Origin of the sequence: Pseudarthrobacter cremeus, assembly GCF_051857465.1 — a bacterium.
In the GTDB taxonomy this organism is placed as follows: Bacteria; Actinomycetota; Actinomycetes; order Actinomycetales; family Micrococcaceae; genus Arthrobacter.
This window is the reverse complement of record NZ_JBPZHC010000001.1, coordinates 413,284-435,962: the sequence shown is the minus strand read 5'-3', so window position 1 is coordinate 435,962 and position 22,679 is coordinate 413,284. Positions and strand designations below refer to the sequence as shown.

The 22,679-nt window shown below is 65.2% G+C and carries 22 protein-coding genes; 19 read left to right on the top strand and 3 right to left on the bottom strand.

Translation table 11 applies throughout. The annotated features are described in order from the left end of the window. The first annotated feature begins 32 nt into the window (after positions 1-32). A complete protein-coding gene (gene hisS, locus ACS5PJ_RS01885; RefSeq protein WP_439433225.1) occupies positions 33-1,418 on the top strand; it encodes a histidine--tRNA ligase in 1,386 nt (461 codons plus the stop codon). A 22-nt stretch (positions 1,419-1,440) separates the two neighbouring features. Here hisS and ACS5PJ_RS01880 read toward each other — a convergent pair whose 3' ends face one another. Further along, the gene (locus tag ACS5PJ_RS01880; protein WP_439433224.1) at positions 1,441-2,685 is read right to left on the bottom strand and encodes an APC family permease; all 1,245 of its coding nucleotides are present in this window, start codon (positions 2,683-2,685) and stop codon (positions 1,441-1,443) included. Between the two features lie 110 nt (positions 2,686-2,795). On the opposite strand from ACS5PJ_RS01880, the gene aspS reads away from it, so the two are divergent. The 4 genes from aspS to ACS5PJ_RS01860 all read left to right on the top strand — a co-directional run bounded on the left by aspS (position 2,796) and on the right by ACS5PJ_RS01860 (position 6,865). Continuing rightward, entirely contained in the window at positions 2,796-4,571 is a 1,776-nt protein-coding gene (gene aspS, locus ACS5PJ_RS01875) for an aspartate--tRNA ligase (RefSeq protein ID WP_439433223.1), read from the top strand. A 62-nt stretch (positions 4,572-4,633) separates the two neighbouring features. Continuing rightward, on the top strand, positions 4,634-5,425 hold the full coding sequence (locus tag ACS5PJ_RS01870; RefSeq protein ID WP_439433222.1) for a GNAT family N-acetyltransferase: 792 nt from the start codon (positions 4,634-4,636) through the stop codon (positions 5,423-5,425). Between the two features lie 44 nt (positions 5,426-5,469). Beyond that, positions 5,470-6,036 carry a hypothetical protein gene (locus ACS5PJ_RS01865; protein ID WP_439433221.1) on the top strand — a complete coding sequence of 189 codons (567 nt, stop codon included), beginning with the start codon at positions 5,470-5,472 and terminating at the stop codon, positions 6,034-6,036. Positions 6,037-6,067: 31 nt separating this feature from the next. Further along, positions 6,068-6,865, top strand: a complete 798-nt coding sequence (locus tag ACS5PJ_RS01860) for a dioxygenase family protein (protein ID WP_439433220.1) — start codon at positions 6,068-6,070, stop codon at positions 6,863-6,865. A 12-nt stretch (positions 6,866-6,877) separates the two neighbouring features. Here the strand turns inward: ACS5PJ_RS01860 and ACS5PJ_RS01855 are convergent, their stop codons facing one another. After that, positions 6,878-7,546: an acVLRF1 family peptidyl-tRNA hydrolase gene (locus ACS5PJ_RS01855; RefSeq protein ID WP_439433219.1), complete on the bottom strand. Its 669-nt coding sequence runs from the start codon at positions 7,544-7,546 to the stop codon at positions 6,878-6,880. A gap of 82 nt (positions 7,547-7,628) precedes the next feature. Between ACS5PJ_RS01855 and ACS5PJ_RS01850 the strand changes: the two genes are divergently transcribed. The 14 genes from ACS5PJ_RS01850 (at position 7,629) to nusB (ending at position 21,283) form a co-directional block, all read left to right on the top strand. Beyond that, positions 7,629-9,050: a replication-associated recombination protein A gene (locus tag ACS5PJ_RS01850; RefSeq protein WP_439433218.1), complete on the top strand. Its 1,422-nt coding sequence runs from the start codon at positions 7,629-7,631 to the stop codon at positions 9,048-9,050. 239 nt (positions 9,051-9,289) lie between these two features. Next, positions 9,290-9,916 carry a 30S ribosomal protein S4 gene (rpsD, locus tag ACS5PJ_RS01845; RefSeq protein WP_056340296.1) on the top strand — a complete coding sequence of 209 codons (627 nt, stop codon included), beginning with the start codon at positions 9,290-9,292 and terminating at the stop codon, positions 9,914-9,916. Positions 9,917-10,061: 145 nt separating this feature from the next. Next, positions 10,062-10,439 (top strand): DUF948 domain-containing protein, encoded by a 378-nt coding sequence (locus ACS5PJ_RS01840; RefSeq protein ID WP_108598960.1) that lies wholly within the window; start codon positions 10,062-10,064, stop codon positions 10,437-10,439. 19 nt (positions 10,440-10,458) lie between these two features. Further along, complete coding sequence (locus ACS5PJ_RS01835; RefSeq protein ID WP_439433217.1) at positions 10,459-10,704, top strand: DUF6167 family protein; 246 nt, start codon at positions 10,459-10,461, stop codon at positions 10,702-10,704. Positions 10,705-10,868: 164 nt separating this feature from the next. Then, positions 10,869-13,547, top strand: coding sequence for an alanine--tRNA ligase (gene alaS / locus ACS5PJ_RS01830; RefSeq protein ID WP_439433216.1), 2,679 nt, complete (start codon positions 10,869-10,871; stop codon positions 13,545-13,547). Between the two features lie 7 nt (positions 13,548-13,554). Continuing rightward, positions 13,555-14,166: a Holliday junction resolvase RuvX gene (gene ruvX, locus ACS5PJ_RS01825; protein WP_439433215.1), complete on the top strand. Its 612-nt coding sequence runs from the start codon at positions 13,555-13,557 to the stop codon at positions 14,164-14,166. After that, entirely contained in the window at positions 14,150-15,874 is a 1,725-nt protein-coding gene (gene mltG / locus ACS5PJ_RS01820) for an endolytic transglycosylase MltG (protein WP_439433214.1), read from the top strand. The genes ruvX and mltG overlap by 17 nt, the downstream gene beginning before the upstream one ends. Next, complete coding sequence (locus ACS5PJ_RS01815) at positions 15,871-16,731, top strand: shikimate dehydrogenase (RefSeq protein ID WP_439433213.1); 861 nt, start codon at positions 15,871-15,873, stop codon at positions 16,729-16,731. Before mltG ends, ACS5PJ_RS01815 begins: the two co-directional genes overlap by 4 nt. Positions 16,732-16,757: 26 nt before the next feature. Continuing rightward, entirely contained in the window at positions 16,758-17,957 is a 1,200-nt protein-coding gene (gene aroC, locus ACS5PJ_RS01810; RefSeq protein WP_439433212.1) for a chorismate synthase, read from the top strand. Beyond that, a complete protein-coding gene (locus ACS5PJ_RS01805) occupies positions 17,957-18,526 on the top strand; it encodes a shikimate kinase (RefSeq protein ID WP_439433211.1) in 570 nt (189 codons plus the stop codon). Before aroC ends, ACS5PJ_RS01805 begins: the two co-directional genes overlap by 1 nt. Continuing rightward, entirely contained in the window at positions 18,523-19,614 is a 1,092-nt protein-coding gene (aroB, locus tag ACS5PJ_RS01800) for a 3-dehydroquinate synthase (RefSeq protein WP_439433210.1), read from the top strand. Before ACS5PJ_RS01805 ends, aroB begins: the two co-directional genes overlap by 4 nt. Then, entirely contained in the window at positions 19,614-20,132 is a 519-nt protein-coding gene (locus ACS5PJ_RS01795; RefSeq protein WP_439433209.1) for a tetratricopeptide repeat protein, read from the top strand. The genes aroB and ACS5PJ_RS01795 overlap by 1 nt, the downstream gene beginning before the upstream one ends. A 177-nt stretch (positions 20,133-20,309) precedes the next feature. Continuing rightward, positions 20,310-20,873: an elongation factor P gene (efp, locus tag ACS5PJ_RS01790; RefSeq protein WP_108600500.1), complete on the top strand. Its 564-nt coding sequence runs from the start codon at positions 20,310-20,312 to the stop codon at positions 20,871-20,873. Then, positions 20,873-21,283 carry a transcription antitermination factor NusB gene (gene nusB, locus ACS5PJ_RS01785; protein WP_354145592.1) on the top strand — a complete coding sequence of 137 codons (411 nt, stop codon included), beginning with the start codon at positions 20,873-20,875 and terminating at the stop codon, positions 21,281-21,283. Before efp ends, nusB begins: the two co-directional genes overlap by 1 nt. A 62-nt stretch (positions 21,284-21,345) precedes the next feature. Here the strand turns inward: nusB and ACS5PJ_RS01780 are convergent, their stop codons facing one another. Continuing rightward, positions 21,346-22,650: a PrsW family intramembrane metalloprotease gene (locus tag ACS5PJ_RS01780; protein ID WP_439433208.1), complete on the bottom strand. Its 1,305-nt coding sequence runs from the start codon at positions 22,648-22,650 to the stop codon at positions 21,346-21,348. Positions 22,651-22,679: the final 29 nt, after the last annotated feature.

Sequence of the window (22,679 nt, the reverse complement as noted above, 5' to 3'; positions counted from 1 at the left end):
AGCCGCCTTTCATCCAGAGGAGAATTTCCACCATGGCACGCACAGCCTCCCTGTCCGGATTCCCCGAGTGGCTTCCCGAGGAACGGCTGGTGGAGCTGCATGTGCTGGACACGCTCCGCAGGGTCTTTGAACTTCACGGTTTTGGTTCCATCGAGACCCGGGCCGTGGAGACCGTGAGCCAACTGCTCCGCAAAGGCGAGATCGACAAAGAAGTCTACGGACTGAGCCGGCTCCAGGATGATGAGGATGACGCCTCGGATGGTGCCAAAGCCGGAAAGTCCGATCCGCACGCCCTGGCGCTTCACTTCGACCTGACCGTGCCTTTTGCCCGCTACGTGGTGGAAAACGCCGGCTACCTTGCTTTCCCGTTCCGGCGCTACCAGATCCAGAAAGTCTGGCGCGGCGAACGCCCGCAGGAAGGCCGTGCCCGCGAATTCACCCAGGCGGACATCGACGTCGTGGGCGACGGCGAACTGCCCTTCCGCTACGACGTGGAGATTGCACTGGTCATCGCCGAGGCCCTCAGCGCGCTGCCCATCCCTGACTTCCGCCTGCGCATCAACAACCGGAAGCTGGCCGAGGGCTTCTACCGGGGGATCGGCCTGGAGGACACTGCGGGCGTCCTCCGCAGCATCGACAAGCTGGAAAAGATCGGACCCGCCAAGGTGGCGGATCTGCTGAAGACGGAGCTGGGCGCATCCGACCAGCAGGCTGAGCTGGCGCTGAAGCTGGCCGGGATCCGCACCGAAGACACCTCGTTCGTTGCCGAGGTCCGCGCGCTCGGCGTCAGCAATGACCTGCTCGAGGAAGGCCTGAACGAACTGGAACAGGTGATTGACGCGGCCGTGCAGCGCGCCCCTGGCAAGGTGGTTGCCGATCTCAGCATTGCCCGCGGCCTGGACTATTACACGGGCACCGTGGTGGAGACCGTGCTGGTGGGCCACGAACAGCTCGGTTCCATTTGCTCCGGCGGGCGCTATGACGCACTCGCTTCCAAGGGCAACCGCAAGTTTCCCGGCGTCGGCCTGTCGATCGGGGTCACCCGGCTGGTGTCACGCATCCTCAGCCAGGACCTGGCCAAGGCCTCACGTTCGGTGCCCACCGCCGTTCTGGTCGCCCTTACCCACGATGGCAGTTGGGGTGCAGCGCAGGACGTGGCCGCCCAGCTCCGCAGCCGTGGCATTGCCACTGAAGTTGCCGCCAAGGCAGAAAAGTTCGGCAAGCAGATCAAGTTCGCTGACCGCCGCGGGATTCCGTTTGTCTGGTTTACGGACGACGACGGCAACCACCAGGTCAAGGACATCCGGTCAGGAGAGCAGGTGGTGGCCTTCCCGGAAATCTGGACACCGCCGTCGGAAGATCTCACCGTTCAGGTCACCACCGTTGAGAAGGAGACGGCAGCCGCCCAGCCGGCCTGACGCGGCGCCCTTCAGACGCAGCCTAGCGGCGGAACCGGAGCACCACGAACCTCCCTGCTGCTCCGACCGCCAGGACAGCGGCCATCCCCAAAACTGAAGCAGCCGGCAGGGTGAAGGCCAGGAGCAGGCAGCTGAAGAAGCCCGCCACATTGAGCCATTTGGGCGCGTGGGCCGGGTGCGCGTCCAGCGTGTAGGCCGCGGCATTGGCAACCGCGTAATAGATGAGGACGCCAAAGCTGGAGAACCCCACCACGGTCATCACATCCGTTGTGAGCAGCAGGAGTACGACGGCGGCGGCCACGCTCAGTTCCGCGACGTACGGCACGGTGTGCCTGCCGCCGACCCGGGCCAGTGCGCCGGGCAGGTCACGTTCCCTGGCCATCGCCAGGGCAGTCCGTCCGATCCCGGTGATGAGTGCCAGGAGCGCACCCAGGCACGCCGCCGCCGCACCGGCCTGGACCAGCGGCGCTCCGGCCCCCAGCCGCGAATTGGCCACGGCATCCAGCAGGGGAGCCGTGGATGCCGCGAGCTGGCCGCCAGGTAAATGGTTGAGCAGGAGCACTGCCATGGCGAGGTAGATGGCGAATGCTCCGGCCAGGGCGGCAAGGATGGCGCGGGGGATTGTCCTGGCGGGATCCTTAACCTCTTCGCCCAGCGTGGCGATCCGCGCGTAGCCGGCGAAGGCAAAGAACATCAGGCCGGCGGCCGGCAGCACACCGCCCACGCCTCCGTCAGCGGCCGGGGATGCTCCGGCGCCGGACGGATGCGGCCCAAGGACGGCGGCAGCGGCAACGAACGCGAGGGTGGCCACCACAATCCCGAGCAGGATCTTGGTCAGGAAAGCTGTGCGGGTGATGCCGAACAGGTTGACTGCCGTCAACGCGACCACAGCTGCGATGGCAATGGGCACGGTATAGGACGGTGCCACGTAGTGTCCGAAGGTCAGGGCCACCGCCGCGCAGGAGGCCGTCTTTCCCGTAACGAACCCCCAGCCGGCCAGGAAACCGGGCCATTCGCCCAGCTGTTTGCGGCCGTAGATGTACGTTCCGCCGCTTGCCGGGTAGCGTGCGGCCAGTTCCGCGGAAGCCACCGCGTTGCAGTACGCCACGGCACCGGCCAGCACAACAGCGAGGACGAGGTAGTTCCCGGCCAGCCCTGCCGCGGGGGCAAAGACCACAAAGACGCCCGCCCCCAGCATGGATCCGAGTCCGATGGCGGTGGCGTCAACTGCGCCCAGCCTCCGCTGAAGCTGCCGGTGCGGTGACATTGGGGGAGGGGCGCCTTTCCAACGGGTAAACTCAGACGGGATTGTTCCCGGAACGATCCTATGCATTTTTAGTCTCTGTTTTCCTGCTGTCTCTTTCAGAAAGGCGTGCTGTGCTGCGCACACATGACCTCGGATCCCTTCGCTCCGAGCACATTGGACAAACCGTAACCCTGGCCGGCTGGGTAGGCCGCCGCCGAGATCACGGTGGTGTCGCATTCGTGGACCTGCGCGATGCCTCCGGTGTGGCCCAGGTGGTGGTCCGTGAGGAGGAAGTCTTCCACGGCCTGCGCAACGAGTACGTCCTCCAGATCACCGGCACCGTTTCCAAACGGCCCGAGGGCAACGAAAACCCGGCCCTGGCGACCGGCGAGATCGAGGTCATGGCGGACAAGGTGGTCATCCTTAACACCTCGGATCCGCTGCCGTTCCAGATTGACGAGCACGTTGAAGTGGGCGAGGAAGCCCGCCTGAAGCACCGATACCTGGACCTGCGCCGCCCGGGCCCTTCCCGCAACCTCCGGTTGCGCTCCGAGGCAAACCGGATTGCCCGCGAACTGCTCCACCAGGACGGGTATGTCGAGATCGAGACGCCCACGCTGACCCGTTCGACGCCGGAAGGCGCCCGCGACTTCGTTGTCCCCGCACGCCTGGCGCCGGGCTCGTGGTACGCACTTCCGCAGTCCCCGCAGCTCTTCAAGCAGCTTCTGCAGGTTGGCGGCTTTGAGAAGTACTACCAGATCGCGCGCTGCTACCGCGATGAGGATTTCCGCGCCGACCGCCAGCCGGAATTCACCCAGCTGGACATCGAAGCCAGCTTCGTGGACCAGGACGACATCATCGCCCTGGGCGAAAACATCGTCAAAGCACTGTGGAAACTGATCGACGTGGAGATCCCCACGCCCATCCAGCGCATCACCTACGCAGACGCGGTGGCGCGGTACGGCTCCGACAAGCCGGACCTCCGTTTCGGCGTTGAGCTGACGGAGCTGACAGAGTTCTTCAAGGACACCGGCTTCGGCGTCTTCAAGGCCCCGTATGTCGGTGCCGTGGTGATGCCCGGTGGCGCCTCGCAGCCGCGCCGGACCCTGGACGGCTGGCAGGAATTTGCCAAACAGCGCGGCCACAAGGGCCTGGCATACGTCCTCTTCAAGGAAGACGGCGAACTGGCCGGTCCGGTTGCCAAGAACCTGACCGAAACGGAGCGTTCCGGCCTGGCCGGCGCAGTGGGTGCCAAGCCCGGTGACTGCATCTTCTTCGCCGCCGGCGAGAAGTCCGCCGCCCGCGCCCTGCTTGGTGCTGCCCGCGTGGAGATCGGCCACCGCACCGGCCTGATCGATCCCAGCGCCTGGGCCTTCTGCTGGGTGGTTGACGCGCCCATGTTCGAACCGGCCGCCGCTGCGGTGGCTTCCGGCGATGTGGCAGTCGGTGCCGGCACGTGGACCGCCGTCCACCACGCTTTCACCTCGCCCAAGCCCGAGTTCATGGACACGTTTGACCAGGACCCCGAATCAGCCCTTTCCTACGCCTACGACATCGTCTGCAACGGCAACGAAATCGGCGGCGGTTCCATCCGTATCCATGAGCGCGATGTCCAGGAGCGCGTCTTTGAACTGATGGGGCTGGACCGGGCGGATGCCCAGACCAAATTCGGCTTCCTGCTGGAGGGCTTCAAGTTCGGCGCCCCTCCGCATGGCGGCATCGCGTTCGGCTGGGACCGCGTAGTGGCGCTGCTGGCAGGCGTCGAGTCCATCCGGGACGTCATTGCCTTCCCGAAGACCGGCAACGGCTACGACCCGCTGACCCAGGCCCCGGCCCCGATCACGGCCCAGCAGCGCAAGGAAGCCGGCGTTGACTTCAAGCCGGAGGCCAAAAAGCCCGAAGCGTAAGGCATGAACAAAAGGCTCCCCGGGCAACCGGGGAGCCTTTTGCCTTCGGAAGGTGGAACGCCATGACAGGTCCAACCCTGCCCGGGCTGGAGGTCCTGATGGATGCTGCATGGCCCGCCCCGGACCGGGCGGAATCCGCAGGATGGGTGCTTCGGGCGGCGTCCGGCGTCACCCAGCGCGCCAATTCCGTTTGGGTCCGGGTTCCTGACGGCGACCCCCACCATCAGCGGACGGCCCTGCGGGAGGCCCGGCTCTGGTACAGGGCGCTGCAGCTTCCCCTGATCTTCCAGGTGTTCACCGATCACCGTTCTGTGGCCTTGAATGCCATGCTGGACAATGAGGGCTTCACACGGCAGTCCGAAACCCTGATCATGACCCTGGACTCTGCCGGCGCGGGCCATCTGGAAGGCGGGCCGGCCGGCGTCGAAATATCAGGGACGCCGTCAGAGGACTGGCTGCAGCTCTGGTGGAGCGTTGATGGCCGCGGCGGGCCGGCCGGGCGGGAGACTGCCCGCGACATCCTGGTGGGCTGCCCGGCGCTGTATGCGTTGGTGAGGGACGACGACGGCGTTCCCGCCGCCGTCGGCCGGCTCGCCGTTCCTGATGGTGAGGGCGGTTCCGGGGGCATCTACTGTATGGCAACGAGCCCGGATGCCCGGCGGCGCGGCCACGCTACCCGGATCCTGCAGGGGCTGCTGCGTGACGGAGAGGCCCGCGGCCTCAGCAGCTATTGGCTCCTCGTGATGGCTTCCAATGCCGGTGCCCTGGAGCTTTACATTGGTGCCGGATTCACGGAGGCCGGCCGCTATCTCTACCGGCAGGAGCGGCCCAAGCGGCACCTGACCGGCTGCTGATAGCGTGGCCGTTGCAGTTCCGCACCCACAAAGGAAACGGCCAAATGTCCAGTGCACAGCCCAGGCGGCGTCCAGACCTGCCCAAATACCGGTTTGGGACCGGAGGGTGGAACAACGAGGGCGTCGTCCATGCCTATTCGCGTGAGGAGTGGGGTCTGGGAGGCCACAGTGCCACCGAATCCGCCAACATGGCCAACAGCTTTATTGGCCAGAGCATCGTCGCGCTGCTGATGACCGTCCCCGCTGTCCTGGCCCCGATCGGAGTGCTCCTCGGGATAGTGGTTACGCTCAGGTCGATCCCGGATCCGGGGGATATGAGCATGGGCCTGGTATTGATATTTGGCTCCCTGATGTGCACGCTCCTTTTCACCGGGGGCTGGCTCCTGAGCATCGGTTCCCTTCGCGGAGAACTCCGTGCACGCAAGCTCCGCAAGCCCAAGGGACTGCCAAAGCCCATGTACGCCGTCACCGACGATCAGGCACGCGCCTGGTTCGAGCAGCATCCCGGAACCCTTGAAATCACCAGGGAGAATTTCCCGTACAGTAACCGTCCCTTTCCCGGGGAGCCGGGCTTTACCGCTCCCGGAGGAACCGACACGTTTTATAGTTGAAGCTTCAACTAAAATGAGCTATGATGTTCGTATGACGCAGATACCAGGCCTTCCTCCCGTACTCTTCCTCAGCCATGGAGCGCCGCCGCTTGCCGACGACGCCACCTGGACGCGGCAACTCCGTGACTGGTCGGGCACTTTCGGCAAGCCCAAGGACATCCTCATGGTGTCCGCGCACTGGGAAAACGCGCCTGTCACGCTCAGCGCCACCCGGCGGGACCCGGGCCTGGTGTATGACTTCGGCGGCTTTGCGCAGAAGTACTACGAGGTCACCTACGACGCACCACAGGCCCCCGGGCTTGCCGAGGAGGTGGAGCGGCTGGTGGGCGGCCACGGCCACCATGTTGCCCGCGATGAGAGCCGGGGACTGGACCACGGCGCTTATGTGCCACTGAAGGAGATGTATCCGGAGGCGGACGTGCCGGTTGTCCAGATGTCGATGCCCACGCTCGATCCGCAGGGCCTGTTCAATCTCGGCATGTCCCTGGCACCGCTGCGCGACCGCGGCACCATGATCGTCGGTTCAGGGTTCACCACGCATAACCTGCGCTGGTTCAACCCCGCCGGAGGCCCGGACAGCACCCCGCCGGCAGCCTCCAGCGAATTCGACCAGTGGGCCGAAGAAGCCATGGCCCGCGGCGATATCGACTCCATCCTGGACTTCCTGCACAAGGCCCCGGCAGCACGGGAGGCGCACCCGCGCAGCGAGCACTGGGCTCCGCTGTACGTGGCGCTCGGTGCCGCCTACGGTTCCGGAACCCTGGAAGCCAAGACGGCAATCGACGGTTTCTGGTTCGGGCTGTCAAAGCGCTCCTGGACGCTCACCTAAAGGTACGGGCCCTCAGCCCGGGTCAGTTACATGGATCCGCACGGCGCAGGCATCCACGGCCGCCTTCCGGAGCACCTCCGACCTGGGGTCCGGTACATCCAGGTAGGCGAGTCGCGGGAGGCGTGCGTAATCCTTCAGGAGCGGATCGTCCAGCACCAGATCAGCCAGCGTGCGGTCCCCGCCGGGAACAATGTATTCAAAGGACCGGCCGCTGAACACCAGCCGGGCCTGCCTGGCGACAGCCTGCAGCAGCGAATCCGCCTGGTTGGAGCGGCGGCGGGCAAACCGCTGCTGCGACTGGCCTCCGGCGGCCGTCTTTGACTGAACATACTTGGAGCCCACTTTGGACGCGATGATGACGCCCTCGCTGGCCACCGCAAGGCCATAACCGCCGCGGCGTACCAGCACCAGGCCGAGCCGGCGCGGTTGGGACGCAAGCGACGCCAGCCGTTCCAGCCCGTCCGCTCCCCGTCCCGGACGGCCGTCCGGTGGCCACGGAGCCTGCAGGAGCGCTTCGGAGCCGTCGGCCGCCAGGAGCCGCAGGCCGGTGTCGTCCTCCTTGGCCTCGAAGCCGCCATGAGCGGCACCGAACCTCGCTGCCCAGCCCTCCAGCCGCGCTCCCGGAACGTAGGCTGTCCGGACGGACGCCGGACGGCCGCCGGCTGGAGTGGCTGGGGTCATGGGCTAATCCCTTGCAATGGTTGGACGCTTGTCCGGGGTTGGCGGCGGAAGCCGATGGGCGAACTAGAAGTAGCCTATCTATGTGGATGATCTCTTCGGCCAGGAGCCAGGCAATGACGACGACGACGGTGGGAACGGCCCGTCGGCGGCCGGCGGCAGCGGGGATCGCCGGAATGCTTCGCCCCGCAGCCCGTTGGCTGTCCGGATGCGGCCCCGCACCCTGGACGACGTGGTGGGCCAGCAGCATTTGCTGGGCCAGGGATCGCCTCTCCGGCAGCTCGCTGCAGGGACCGATGCCGTGGGGCCTGCGGGTCCGAGCTCGCTGATTCTTTGGGGGCCGCCCGGCACGGGAAAAACGACCCTGGCGCATGTGATCGCCAAAGGGACGGGGCGGAAGTTCGTGGAACTGTCCGCGATCACCGCCGGGGTCAAGGATGTCCGCCGGGTCATGGACGACGCCCTGACGGCCCGGGACCTCTACAAGACCACCACGGTTCTTTTCCTTGACGAGATCCACCGGTTCAACAAGGCCCAACAGGACGCGCTGTTGCCCGGGGTGGAGAACCGGTGGGTGGTGCTGGTGGCCGCCACCACCGAGAACCCCTCTTTCTCCGTAGTCTCGCCGTTGCTCTCCAGGTCCCTCCTGCTGACACTGAAACCCCTGACCGAAGCGGACATTGAAGGGCTGCTGCAGCGGGCAGTGTCCGACGAACGTGGCCTGAACGGCAAAGTCGAACTCAGCACGGAAGCGCTGGCCCACCTGGTCCGCTTGTCAGGCGGTGATGCCCGGCGGGCGCTGACGGCCCTGGAAGCGGCCGCGGGGGTGGCGTTCGGCGACGCGGATGACGCTGTTGACGAAGACGCGTCTGTCACCGTGGAGCTGAAGCACACGGAACGGGCCCTCGATGTGGCAGCAGTCCGCTACGACCGCGCCGGGGACCAGCACTATGACGTTGCCAGTGCCTTCATCAAGTCGGTCCGCGGCTCCGACGTCGATGCCTCGCTGCATTACCTGGCACGGATGCTGGAGGCGGGGGAGGACCCGCGCTTCATTGCCCGGCGCATTGTGATTTCCGCCGCAGAGGATGTGGGCATGGCAGACCCCAGTGCCCTGCAGACGGCGGTTGCAGCGGCCCAGGCGGTCCAGCTGATAGGCATGCCGGAGGCTCGGATCGTGCTTGCCGAAGCAGTGGTGCATCTGGCCACCGCCCCGAAGTCCAATGCCGCGTACATGGGCATCAACAAGGCCATCGCAGACGTCCGCGCCGGACTGGGAAACGGGATCCCGGCACACCTGCGTGATGCGCACTACCCCGGTTCCAAGCAGCTGGGCCACGGCAAAGGCTACAAATACGCCCACGACGCCCCGCATTCGGTGGCCAGCCAGCAGTACCCGCCGGATGATCTCGTCGGCCGCGACTACTATGAACCCACCGCCAACGGTGCGGAGCGCGACATTGCAGTGCGCCTGGAACGGCTGCGAAAGATCATCCGCGGCAGTTGACCCGGGAACGGCCGCTGCCGAACCGGCGCGAACCCGCCGTGAAGTGCAGCGCAGGCGGGAATCCTGCTAAGATGGTTCGTTGTCTGGCAAGGCACGGACGCAATCCCCAACATCCTTCAGTTTTTTCTGCTGTTTGTCGGGGTAGCCCTGTGCCCAGTAGCAAAAGGCAGCGGTTGGCCGATGCTCTCCATCGTGGAGGCCAGTAACACTGACACACCGCAGATATTGGAAGGACACAAGTGGCTAACAACACTCGTGCTCGCCGTACAGCACGCCTCTCGCGTGCACTCGGCATTGCTCTGACCCCCAAGGCCGCCAAGTACATGGAGCGCCGCCCGTACGGCCCCGGTGAGCATGGCCGTGCCCGCAAGAAGCAGGACTCCGACTACGCCGTACGTCTGCGCGAAAAGCAGCGTCTGCGCGCCCAGTACGGCATCCGCGAAGCCCAGATGACCCGTGCCTTCGAAGAAGCGCGCCGCACCAAGGGCCTGACCGGTGAGAACCTGATCGAACTGCTCGAAATGCGTCTCGACGCCCTCGTGCTGCGTGCAGGCTTCGCCCGCACCATCGCCCAGGCCCGCCAGCTCGTTGTGCACCGCCACATCATGGTCGACGGCATCCGCGTTGACCGCCCGTCCTTCCGCGTCGGCGAGGGCCAGCTGGTCCACGTCCACACCCGCAGCGAGACCATGGTTCCGCTCCAGGTCGCCGCAGCCGGCGCGCACCGCGACGTCCTTCCCCAGGTTCCGGCCTACCTGGACGTCAAGCTTGACGCCCTGCAGGCACGCCTGGTCCGACGCCCGAAGCGCTCCGAGGTTCCCGTAACCTGCGAAGAGCAGCTCGTCGTCGAATTCTACGCACGCTAAATCCCAGCAGCGTATCCAAAGAAGCCCGTGGCAAGCGCCACGGGCTTCTTTGTATGTAAGGTACTTGGGGGACATCTGCGGAACGCATTAAGGCAGCGTGCGCGGAGGTTACGGATCCACGTCAGTTTCAAGGAGATGAACGTCTATGTCTGGTGGCGATATTGCCGGCCTGATCGCAGCCGGAGTGTTTGCGCTCCTGGTGCTGCTGCTCGCTGTGCCCATCCTGAAGCTTGGCAGCGTATTTGATGAAATCAGGACTTCCATCCGCTCCATCAGCGACGGCGCCACGCCCCTCATGGACGAGGTCACCGCCACGGTGTCCACCACCAACCAGCAGCTGAAGAAGGTGGACGGCATCGCCTCCAACGTTTCCGATGCTTCAGCGAACCTTTCAGCGCTTTCCTCGCTCGTGGCCGCCACGGTCGGTTCACCGCTGATCAAGGTTGCCGCCTTCAGCTACGGCGTGCGCACTGCCCTCGCCTCCCGCAAGAAGCCAGCCGCCGCCGGCCGGCGCAGCCGCTAGACCACCCGGAGAAATTGATATGAAACGACTTGTCTGGATGGGAATCGGCGTGGCGATCGGAGTCATCGCCTTCCGAAAGATCAGCGAGGCCCAATCGAACCTGGGACCCGAAGGCCTCAACCGTGCCGTTGGCCGGCTTGCCGACGGCGTCTACGACTTCGCAGACGCCGTCCGGGCAGGAATGCAGGAGCGTGAGACAGACCTCCGGGCCGCTCTCGGCGTCGAGTCCCCGGCAGTCCAGCAGCGGGCTGCAGTCGCACGCTGAACGCGCGGCCGGAAAACGCGCGGCCGGAAAAAACACGGCCGGAAAACGCGCAGCCAAAATCGCGCGAGAATTAAACCAGCAGTTCCTGCGTGCGGGCACTGCCGTCTGAATAGAACTCTCACGCGCCCCAGGTGCGTGAACCAAGAAGGGTATGTAATCAGCTCATGAAGTCGCAGGAGATCACAAAGCGCTGGGTGGACTTTTTTGTCAGCAAAGGCCACACCGCCGTTCCCTCCGCCTCGCTGGTCTCCAGCGACCCCTCACTGCTGTTCACGGTGGCCGGCATGGTCCCGTTCATCCCCTACCTGACTGCACGTGAAGAAGCCCCCTTCGCCCGCGCCACCAGCATCCAGAAGTGCATCCGCACCGGCGACATCGAGGAAGTCGGCAAGACGGCCCGCCACGGCACCTTTTTCCAGATGTGCGGCAACTTCTCCTTCGGTGACTACTTCAAGGAAGACGCCATCAGGTTCGCGTGGGAACTGCTCACCACGAGCGTGGACGACGGCGGCTACGGACTGCCGCCCGAACGCCTGTGGGTGACCGTCTACGAAGAGGATGACGAAGCCAAGGAACTGTGGCTGAAGAACACCGGTGTCCCTGAAGAACGCATCCAGCGCATGGGCAAGGCCGACAACTACTGGCACACGGGCCAGCCGGGACCGGCCGGACCCTGCTCGGAAATCTACTACGACCGCGGACCCGCGTACGGCGTCGAAGGCGGTCCGATCGCCGACGAGAACCGTTATGTAGAGATCTGGAACCTGGTTTTCATGCAGTACCAGATCGACAACGTCCGCTCGAAGGACGACTTCGACATCGTGGGCGAACTGCCCAAGAAAAACATCGACACCGGCCTCGGCATGGAACGCCTTGCCATGATCCTGCAGGGCGTCGAGAACATGTACGAGACCGACCAGGTCCGGCCTGTGATCGACAAGGCAGCCGAGCTGTCCGGCAAGGAATACACGTCGGCCGAAACACCTGATGATCCGCACCACACCGACGACGTCCGGATGCGTGTGGTGGGTGACCACATCCGGTCGGCCCTGATGCTGATCGCCGACGGCGTGACCCCCTCGAACGAAGGCCGCGGCTACGTCCTGCGCCGCCTCATCCGGCGGGCAGTCCGCTCGATGCGCCTGCTCGGCGTCGAGAAAGCCTGCCTTCCGGACCTGCTGCCGGCCTCACGCGACGCCATGAAGGGTGTCTACCCGGTGGTGGAGACCGACTTCGACCGCATCAGCCGGATCGCCTACGCCGAAGAGCGCGCGTTCCTGCGCACCATTGCCTCGGGGACCGCCCGCCTTGAGGACGCTGTCACGGAGTCCAAGGCTGCCGGCCAGCCCCTCTCCGGCGCTGACGCCTTTGCCCTGCACGACACCTACGGATTCCCGATCGACCTCACGCTTGAAATGGCGGAGGAAGCCGGGCTCAAGGTGGACGAACCGGAATTCCGCAGGCTGATGCTTGAACAGCGCCGGCGCGCCCAGGCGGACGCCAAGGGCAAAAAGGGCGGCCACGCCGATCTCAGCGCTTTCCAGGAACTCCTGGGCCAGGGCGAGACGGTGTTCACCGGCTACACGGATCTTGACGGTGAATCGCGGGTCCGCGGGATCCTGAGCGGCGGACGGCCGGTGGCACAGGCCTCGACGGGGGACGAGATTGAACTCGTCCTCGCCGAGACGCCCTTCTACGCCGAGGCCGGTGGCCAGGCGGCCGATACCGGCCTCATCACCGGTGACGGATTCGTCGTTGAGGTCCTCGACGTCCAGCGCCCGCTGAAGGGACTGAGCGTCCACAAGGCCATTGTCCGCGAAGGCGAGATCGGCTCCGATTCGCTGGTACGGGCTGCCGTGGACCGGGAACGCCGCCACGCCGCCGAACAGGCGCACACCGGCACGCACATTGTGCATGCTGCCCTGCACCAGATCCTCGGGCCGGAAGCCACCCAGCGCGGATCCTTCAACAAGGCAGGCTACCTGCGCTTCGACTTCGCCTGGGGCGAGGGACTCAGCGCAGCCACGCGCTCCGAGATCGAGGAAGTTTCCAACCTCGCCATCCGAAACAACTACCGGGTGGACACCAAGGTCATGGGGCTCGCCGAAGCCAAAGCCCTTGGCGCCATGGCGCTGTTCGGCGAGAACTACGGCAGCGAGGTCCGCGTTGTGGAGATCGACGGCGCCTGGTCCCGTGAGCTCTGCGGCGGCACGCACGTGGCCAACACCTCCCTCATCGGCAGCCTTTCGCTGCTGGGGGAGCAGTCTGTCGGTTCAGGCAACCGCCGCGTCGAAGCCTTTGTCGGCATGGACGCGTTCCGCCACCTCGCCGCCGAACGCGCTCTGGTGACCGAACTGACTGAACTGCTCAAGGTTCCGTCAGGTCAGCTTGCCGACCGGATTGCCAGCACCCTGAACAAGCTCAAGGCAACGGAGAAGGAACTCGACCGGCTGCGGAAGGAACAGCTCTCCGCGGCGGCAGCCAATCTCGTGGGCACCGCCAAGGACGCTGCCGGGGTCCGTGTCATCGCGCACGACGCCGGCCAGATCGGCGGCGCCGACGACGTCCGCAACCTCGCCCTGGACCTGCGCAGCCGGCTCGGCTCACAGGCCTCCACCGTCGCCGTTGCAGGTGTCAGCAACGACCGTCCCATGATCCTGGTTGCCACCAACGAGGCAGCACGGGAGGCCGGAGTCAAGGCCGGCGCCCTGGTGCGGCTCGCCGCGGGAATTCTTGGCGGCGGTGGCGGCGGCAAGGATGACGTGGCCCAGGGCGGCGGCACCGACCCCAGTAAGGTCGCACCGGCGCTTGCCGCCGTTGTGGACGCTATCTCCGGGCGATAAGGATCCAGTGACACAAGCACTTGCAGCCGGCGGCTACCCCCAGGGAATCAAACTGGGGGTAGACGTGGGCACCGTCAGGGTAGGTGTGGCGGTCTGCGACCGTGATGCCATCCTGGCCACCCCGTATAAGACACTGGACCGCAACCCGAAGAAGAATTCCGACGTGCGGGTCATTGCCTCACTGGCGGAGGAACTCGGTGCCGTTCAGGTCATTGTGGGGCTGCCGCGCACCATGAAGGGGGAGGAACACGCCTCCGCCCGCATGGCCACAGACTACGCGGAGCTGCTGGTGGCCGAGCTTGCCCGCCGCGGCATGGAGGTACCGGTGAACCTTGTTGACGAGCGCCTCAGCAGCGTCACCGCCCACCGGAACCTCCACGAAGCTGGCATGAGCAGCCGGAACCACCGTAAAGTGGTGGATCAGGTTGCGGCCGCCGGGATTCTCCAGCACGCCATCGACATGCAAAAAGCCAGGGGAGCGGACGTTGGCACCCGCGTGGGCGCACCGCCTGAACACCGGCCTTCCGTAGCCGTTCCGGCAGCTGAGAGCACCGAATCCCGCGCGGAAGACCAGTCTCGATCCCAGAACACGGAAGGCTACAGTGAGCCCGTCCTATAACGGCGACGCCTCAGGCACCATGGGTAACCATGGTGGCAGGCCGCTGACCCGCAAGGAACTCCGCGAACAGGAAAAGGCGTTGCGAAGCGAAAGCAACGACGCCGTCCCCGAGCAGGCCTACGAAACGGGGCACGACGACCCGGAAGCAGCAGATCCCCATGTTGCCCCGGCCGCCAGCCATCACCGGCCTGCAGCCAGCCCCGAACCGGCTCCCGCACCCGAAGCCGGCCCCGTCATCCCGGCTGTGCCCGAATCTGCGCCCTCCATTCAGCATGCGGAGCCTGCGCAGCAGGAGCCTGTCCAGGAGGAACCCCTCCAGCACGAGCCTGTCGGGGAGGAAAATCTCCTGCACGAGCCTGTCCAGTACGAGCCCCCGGCCTTGCCTGAAGACCTCGAAGCCCATGATGTTCACGCAGTTCATGAGGACCATATGGTCCACGCCGGGCATGGAGTCCGTGAGGACCCTGAAGCCCACGAGGCACTTTCAGCCCACGACGTCCATGCAGCGTATGAGCCGGACGGCCATTACTACGACGACGCCCATGGCGAATACCATCCGGACCCCCATCATGACGAATACCATCCGGACGTCCACCATGATGACGGCATCCTTGGCGGCGCTGCAGCGGCAACCGTAGTCCGGGGGCCATCCAAGAAAGTGCGTCGCCGCCGTCGCTTCCTCGCACTCTTCCTGACCCTGGCCGTTTTTGTTACTGCGGTGGCTGTCGGTGCACAGTTCCTCAAGCCGTTGCTGGGTAATGACAAGCCTGCGGATTACCCTGGCCCCGGTACGGGCGAAGTCAAGGTCTCCGTGGCGCCCGGCGAAGGCACCGGGTCCATGGCTGCGAAACTGGAAAGCCAGAAAGTGGTTGCCAACGCAGATACCTTCCTGAAGGCCTTCGCTTCATCAGGCGGTATCCTCTCGCCGGGGGATTACACGTTCAAGATGGAGATGAAGAACGCCGACGCCGTCAACGTCCTGCTCGGGGCGGACAAGAGCAAGGTCATCTATTTCGCTTTGAGCGCGGGGCTGAGGGTCGGCGAATCGCTGCAGGCGATCGCGGAAGGCTCTGGTGTTTCCCTTCAGCAGTTGAAGGAACTCAGCAACGCTCCCGCACAGTTCGGGCTGCCGGCCAATGCCAAGAACCTCGAAGGATTCCTGGCGCCGGGGGAGTACCGCTTCCCGCTGGGAACCCCGGCCAAGGAGATTCTGCAGAGCCTCGTCAAGGTGACTCTCGATGAACTCGTGGCCCAGGGCATCACCGACCCTGCCAAGCAGTACCAGGCCGTGATCGTGGCCAGCATCGTGCAGGCCGAAGGCGGCCAGGCTGAGTACGGCGACGTCGCCGGGGCCATCTACAACCGGCTCAAGCCCAATGACCAGACCAACGGTTACCTTCAGGTGGACTCGGCGGTGACGTACGGTCTCGGCACGAAGAGCTTCAACTTCACGGACGAACAGCGCCAGGACAAGTCCAACCCGTACAACACCTACGCGAATCCAGGGCTGCCCCCGGGCCCGATCGGCTCGCCCGGCAAGACGGCAATCGACGCAGCCGCCAAGCCCAAAACCAATGACTACCTCTACTGGGTGACCATTAACCTGGACACCAAGGAGACTAAGTTCTCCAAGACGCTGGCGGAGCACAATGTCTTTGTGGAGCAGTACAACGCGTGGTGCAAGGCCAACGTGGGCCGGTGCACATGAGCCTTCGGGCCGCCGTTCTTGGTCACCCGATCAGCCACTCCAAGTCACCTGCCCTTCATCTGGCGGCTTACGCCAAGCTGGGCGTCGACATCGGCTACACGGCCATTGACGTGACCGAGGCGGGGCTGCCCGCCCTGATGGCCCGGATCAGGACCGAGGACGGCTGGCGGGGCCTGTCCGTGACCATGCCCCTGAAGACCGGCATGGTGGCCGAAGTGGACGAAGTCCGCGGTGTGGCCCGCACGCTGGGAGTGGTCAATACGGTCGCTTTCGAAGATCAGGGCGGCGTTGTCAGGCTCGCCGGATACAACACCGACGTCGCCGGAATAGTGAATGCCGTACGTAACGCCGGCGTGGTCTCCAGCCCTGCCGCTGTGGTCCTGGGTGGCGGCGGTACGGCAGCCTCCGCCGTCGCTGCACTCAAAGAGCTGGGCACGGAGCACGCGGACATATTTGTCCGGGACATCTCAAGGGCCGCGGAGGCGCGTGCCGCCGCCGCCGGCGTCGGACTCTCCATCAGCGTGAGGCCGTTGGCGGAGGCCGCCGCTCCCACGGCGCACGCCGACGTCGTCATTTCCACGCTCCCGCCCCGCGGGGCGGACGGCCTTGCGGTGCAGATCGGCGCACTTGGCACCGGAACACCGGGTGTGCTGCTCGATGTGGCCTACGATCCCTGGCCCAGCCGGATCGCTGCGGTGTGGCAGGACGGCGGCGGTGCAGTGGTCCCGGGACTTGAGATGCTGCTGTACCAGGCAGTGGAGCAAGTGCGTCTTTTCACCGGCCTCGGTGAGGAAGTTAATGCAGCTGTCATAGATGTGATGTGTGACGCAGTCGACCTTCCCCGACGGGCGATCTGAACGCCATACGTGGCAGGATGGAAATTATGTTGCGTTGGTTGACTGCCGGTGAATCCCATGGTCCGGCTCTGATGGGAATTATTGAAGGCGTACCTGCCGGTGTGGAAATCACCAGCGGGCAGATCGCCGATTCGCTGGCCCGCCGCCGCCTCGGTTACGGCCGTGGTGCGCGCATGAAGTTTGAGCAGGACGTCGTCACGATCCTTGGCGGCGTCCGGCACGGCCTGACCCAGGGCGGCCCGGTGGCCATCCAGGTCGGCAACACCGAGTGGCCCAAATGGGAGCAGATCATGTCTGCGGACCCCGTGGATCCTGACATCCTGGCCGATCAGGCACGCAATGCACCGCTCACGCGCCCGCGCCCCGGTCATGCCGATTTCACCGGGATGCAGAAGTACGGCTTTGACGAAGCACGTCCGGTCCTCGAACGCGCCAGCGCCCGCGAAACCGCCACCCGCGTTGCCATGGGTACCGTGGCGTCCCAGTTCCTCCAGCACCTCGGCATCGAACTCGTCAGCCATACCGTCTCCATCGCGAGCGTGACAGTGCCTGAAGGGCGCCCGTTGCCGGTCCCTGCCAACGTCATCGCACTCGACGCCGATCCTCTGCGCTGCTTCGACCGTGAGACGTCCGACGCCATGGTGGCCGAAGTGGACGCCGCGCACAAAGAAGGCGAAACCCTCGGAGGTGTCGTCGAGGTCCTCGCGTACGGCCTGCCGCCCGGGCTGGGCAGTTACGTCCACTGGGACCGCCGCCTCGACTCGCGCCTGGCTGCAGCCCTGATGGGCATACAGGCCATCAAGGGCGTGGAAGTAGGCGACGGCTTCCTCACCGCCGCCCGCCGCGGTTCGGCAGCCCACGACGAAATCGTCAAGGACGCCAACGGCAAAATCATCCGCACGTCCAACCGCGCCGGTGGCATTGAAGGCGGCATGAGCATCGGGGACGTGCTGCGTGTCCGGGCCGCCATGAAGCCCATCGCCACTGTGCCCCGCGCCCTGCGGACGGTTGACGTCAGCACGGGGGAGGCGGCCAAAGCGCACCACCAGCGTTCGGACGTCTGTGCCGTGCCGGCGGCGGGCGTCGTCGCGGAAGCGATGGTGGCACTGGTCCTGGCAGAAGCCGTTATGGAAAAGTTCGGCGGCGACTCCGTGGCAGAGACCGCACGCAACATCAAGGGTTACCTGGACAACATTCCGGCATCCCTGGACTCGATCGGCCACTAGTGCCCCGGAGCAGCAAAGCCGTTGTCCCGGCTAACAGGCCCATCGTGCTGATTGGGCCGATGGCGGTGGGCAAGTCAACCATAGGCCAGGAACTTGCCCAGCAACTGCGCGTACCTTTCGTGGACACGGACGTCCTTATCGTTGAGTCACATGGCAGCATCGCCGGTATTTTCGCCGGCCGCGGCGAGCACGCGTTCCGGGAGATCGAGGCCCGGACCGTAGCCGCTGCCTTGGAGCACGCAGAGGGAACCGGCACCGTGGTTTCACTGGGCGGCGGGGCTGTGCTGGACTCGGGAACCCAACAGCTCCTGGCCCGCTGCACTGTTGTCTACCTCGAATGCGATGAGGAAACCGTGGCCAGCCGGATTGCCCGGAATTCCGGCAGGCCGCTTCTGGCCGGCGACGGAATGGCGCGCTGGTCCACGTTATTTGCCACCAGGAAGCCCGTTTACGAACGGCTGGCCGACGTGGTTCTAGACGTCCGCCACGGCTCGGTCACCGAGCTGGGACACCGGCTGCAGGTCGCGCTGAGCGACTACTCAGCCGCCAAACAGGAAGTTGAAAAGTGAGCGTCGATTCAACAATCATCAAGGTCACCGGTGAGTCCGCAGGGCAGAACTACGACGTCGTAGTGGGCCGGGGACTGCTGGGAAGCCTTCCGGAACTGCTGGGGGAACGGGTCCGCCGCGTCCTGGTCATCCACCCACGGGCCTTGCGCCTCACCGGTGACACTGTGCGCGATGAGCTTGCCGCTGCAGGGTTTACAGCCCTGACCGCGGAAATCCCGGACGCCGAAGAAGGCAAGCACATCCAGGTTGCCGCGTTCTGCTGGCAGGTCCTGGGCCAGAACGACTTCACCCGCTCGGACGCCATCGTGGCTGTTGGCGGGGGAGCCGTGACAGACCTTGCGGGGTTTGTGGCGGCCACCTGGCTCAGGGGAGTCAAGGTCATCCACATGCCCACCAGCCTGCTGGGCATGGTGGACGCTTCCGTAGGTGGCAAGACCGGCATCAACACGGCCGAAGGCAAAAACCTCGTGGGTGCCTTCCACCCGCCCGCCGGAGTCCTGGTCGATCTGGACACACTCAAAACGCTGCCCCGGAATGAGATCGTCTCCGGAATGGCCGAAGTCATCAAGTGCGGCTTCATCTCCGATCGGGCCATCCTGGAGCTCATCGAACGTGACCCGGCAGCGGCCACAGACCCCGGATCGGACGCACTGCGTGAACTGATTGAACGCGCTATTGCGGTTAAGGCCAAAGTGGTTTCGGAGGACCTCAAGGAATCAGGCCTCCGCGAAATCCTGAACTACGGCCATACGCTGGGCCACGCCATCGAACTTGTGGAGCGCTATTCCTGGCGACATGGCGCGGCGGTGTCCGTGGGCATGATGTTCGCAGCGGAGCTCGCCCGCAGCGTCGGCCGGCTCAGCGACGCGGACGCGGACCGTCACCGGAGCATCCTGGAGACCCTGGGGCTTCCGGTCACTTACCGTCGGGACCGGTGGCAGGGGCTCCTCGATGGCATGCGCCGGGACAAGAAATCCCGCGGTGACCTGCTGCGCTTCGTGGTCCTGGACGGCATCGCCAAACCAGGCATCCTCGACGTGCCCGACACCTCACTGCTTTTCGCGGCCTACCAGGAAATCGCCTCCTGATGCAGGGCGACCTTGCGGGCACGGGGGACTGGCCCGAGGCAGGCTTCCCGGGCATCAGGATCAACCCGTTGTCGCTGCTGCCGGAGATTGTCAACGGGGACGCCTGCCAGGCTGCCTTGACGGCGTCCACCGACCCCGCAGACCGCGTTTTCGTCCTGATCGCCGGGGGACACCCGTCCGAAGCGGCCGAGCTGCTGGCTGAGGCCCGCTTCAAGGACCCGGAGTCTTTCCACCTGCGCGCCTGCGAGGCCGAGCTGCTCCGGATCACGCAGCGCACCGACCGGGCCATAGACCTGTTCCGGCAGCTGCTGGCAGAGTTTCACGGAACCGACCGCGAGGCCCTCATCCAGCAGTACCTGGGCAGGGCGCATTACTCCGCCGGGCACAACTCGGCCGCCGTGGAGGCCTTTGCCAGGGCATTGGACCTTCACGTTGCACAGTCTGCCGACGCGGCGCTGATCTACTCCTCCACCGTGGCCCTCCAGCGCGCACGCGACGTTCTGGACCTGGCCTGCTGACCCTCCCGTCCGGAGCAGCCCAGTGCCGAGGGAAAGCCCGTGAACAAGGCCACCCCGGATTTGCCGGTAGAATGGTTCTTGGATTTTTGATAAACACGCGCTCGGCGCCCTAGGGGCGTGACCGGCCGGCATAGAACGTCTGACAACTGACCAGACATTAGAAACCAGAGGAAACCAGTGGCAACCACTAACGACATCAAGAACGGCACGGTCCTTAAGCTCGAGGGCCAGCTCTGGAACATCATCGAATTCCAGCACGTCAAGCCCGGCAAGGGCGGCGCCTTCGTGCGTACCAAAATGCGCAATGTGATGTCCGGCAAGGTTGTGGACAAGACGTTCAACGCCGGACTCAAGATCGAGACCGCAACGGTCGATCGCCGCGATTACCAGTACCTGTACCAGGACGGCGCGGATTACGTTTTCATGGACACTGTGGACTACGACCAGATCACCGTCTCGGGCGCGACAGTGGGCGACGCCACCAATTTCATGCTTGAGAACCAGATGGTCAACATTGCCATCCACGAGGGCAACCCGCTGTACATCGAACTCCCGCCCAGCGTTGTCCTGGAGATCACCTACACTGAGCCTGGCCTCCAGGGCGACCGCTCCTCGGCCGGCACCAAGCCGGCGACGCTGGAAACCGGCTACGAGATCCAGGTTCCGCTGTTCGTCGAAAACAACACCAAGGTCAAGGTTGACACCCGCGACGGCAGCTACCTCGGCCGGGTCAGCGAGTAGTGAGCGCACGCGGTAAGGCCCGCAACCGGGCACTGGACGTACTTTTCGAAGCTGAGCAGCGCTCGGTTTCCGCGTTTGACGTTCTGCGGGGCCGGCGTGAACTGACAGATCAGATCGTAAACCCGTACACCCTTGAAATCGTGGAGGGTGTGGTTTCCCAGCAGCCCGCCATCGACGAATTCCTGGAGACCTATTCGCAGGGCTGGACCCTGGAGCGCATGCCCTCGGTGGACCGCATCATCCTGCGCATCGGCACCTGGGAACTCCTGTACAACGACGACGTCCCCGACGGCGTCGCGGTCAGTGAGGCAGTGGCCCTGGCCAAGACGCTCTCAACCGATGAGTCGCCGTCGTTCATTAACGGCCTCCTGGGGCGCCTGCAGCAGCTGAAGCCCTCGCTGCTCGCCTAAACGCAGAACCCCGGCAAAGGGACCGGCGTCCACTTAAGGTGGAGGCCGGTCCCTTTTTCACGTTAGCGGGCAACGGCGGCGCGCAGCGCAATGATCCGGTGCAGCTGCTGCTGTTCCTCGGCCTGGTGCAGCCCGATGTCGCGGCCGCTGAGGATCCGCTGCCGGATAAAGGCCAGCCGGGTGGCAGCCTGCAGGAACGATTTCATCTGCGGCCGGCGGTTGTAGCCAGCCGCCCAACGCAAAGCAGTCCGCCTGCCGCGCGGTGTGGCCAGCAGTTCCACCTCGGCCGGGCTGAACCAGCCGGCTGCGGAATATTCAAGAAGCCTTTGGCGGGTGAGCCGGTTTTCCGCGACCCGGAGCAGGATGACCCCGATGACGGCGAGGACAAAGGTCGGCACCTGGATGAGGATGTACTCGCCCAGGAAAGCCTCGCCCATGCTGTTCCATCTGTTGTGCAGGAGCATCGCCGGCAGCAGCCCCACGAAGAAAGCCGCGACAGAGGCGCCCGAGTGCCACCGGCGGGCGGCGAAACCCATGATCAGGCCGGTGGTACCGGTGAAGATGGCATGCGCAAAAGGTGACATCACACCGCGCAGCAGGAAGATCTGGGCCAGGTCCGTTGCCGGGCTGGCGGACTCTGCGATGGCCCGCCCGAAGTAGAGGATGTTCTCGGTGAAGGCGAAGCCGCCGGCGATGGTGAAGGCAAACACCACACCGTCCACGGGACCATCGAAGTGCTTCCGCGCCAGCAGGAGCAACAGCAGCAAGCCCAAAGACTTGGCGAACTCCTCCACCACCGGGGCCTGGACCGTGGCCATATACGTCTGGAAATCGGCTTGGTCACTGAACTGGAAGGTCAGCGCAAAGACCGGCTGGATGAGAAGCGTGACCGCAACCGAGACCGCCGCACCCCAGGTAAAGGCAAGAAACAGGAGCCGTTTGGGTTCCGGTTCCCAGCGGTCGATCGCATGGACGGTCAGGAGCACAACGGACAGCGGAATCAGCGACACCACGAACCCCACGGCGAACCCGCCCACTCCGGTGCTCGCCAGCAGGAACGGCACCACCAGGAACAGGCTCAGGAACACCAGGGCGGCCCCGCCAAGCATCAGTGCGAGGAGGCCGGCCGACCGCATGCGGCCGTTCGAGTCCACCCCGCCTGGGAGGGGAGGCCCCACGGACGGAAGTGGAGCGCCCGTGTTCCCGGGAGCCGGGCGGTAGTAACCGGGCTCCACCCGGCCCATCCAGCTGGGGTTGGCCTGACGGGCCAGGACCGGCTGTGATCCTGCTGACAGGCCGGGCGGGCCGCCCCCTTCACCGGCATGGCCGGACTCGCCGGAAGGGGGCTGCTGAGGGTGCATGGACATACTGGAAAGCCTATTGCGCCGCCGCCGGT

Coding starts and splice junctions, on each gene's coding strand:
- hisS (WP_439433225.1), top strand. CDS start 33: ATGGCACGCACAGCCTCCCTGTCCGGATTCCCCGAGTGGCTTCCCGAG.
- ACS5PJ_RS01880 (WP_439433224.1), bottom strand. CDS start 2,685: ATGTCACCGCACCGGCAGCTTCAGCGGAGGCTGGGCGCAGTTGACGCC.
- ACS5PJ_RS01870 (WP_439433222.1), top strand. CDS start 4,634: ATGACAGGTCCAACCCTGCCCGGGCTGGAGGTCCTGATGGATGCTGCA.
- ACS5PJ_RS01865 (WP_439433221.1), top strand. CDS start 5,470: ATGTCCAGTGCACAGCCCAGGCGGCGTCCAGACCTGCCCAAATACCGG.
- ACS5PJ_RS01860 (WP_439433220.1), top strand. CDS start 6,068: ATGACGCAGATACCAGGCCTTCCTCCCGTACTCTTCCTCAGCCATGGA.
- ACS5PJ_RS01855 (WP_439433219.1), bottom strand. CDS start 7,546: ATGACCCCAGCCACTCCAGCCGGCGGCCGTCCGGCGTCCGTCCGGACA.
- ACS5PJ_RS01840 (WP_108598960.1), top strand. CDS start 10,062: ATGTCTGGTGGCGATATTGCCGGCCTGATCGCAGCCGGAGTGTTTGCG.
- ACS5PJ_RS01835 (WP_439433217.1), top strand. CDS start 10,459: ATGAAACGACTTGTCTGGATGGGAATCGGCGTGGCGATCGGAGTCATC.
- alaS (WP_439433216.1), top strand. CDS start 10,869: ATGAAGTCGCAGGAGATCACAAAGCGCTGGGTGGACTTTTTTGTCAGC.
- ACS5PJ_RS01815 (WP_439433213.1), top strand. CDS start 15,871: ATGAGCCTTCGGGCCGCCGTTCTTGGTCACCCGATCAGCCACTCCAAG.
- aroC (WP_439433212.1), top strand. CDS start 16,758: ATGTTGCGTTGGTTGACTGCCGGTGAATCCCATGGTCCGGCTCTGATG.
- ACS5PJ_RS01795 (WP_439433209.1), top strand. CDS start 19,614: ATGCAGGGCGACCTTGCGGGCACGGGGGACTGGCCCGAGGCAGGCTTC.
- ACS5PJ_RS01780 (WP_439433208.1), bottom strand. CDS start 22,650: ATGTCCATGCACCCTCAGCAGCCCCCTTCCGGCGAGTCCGGCCATGCC.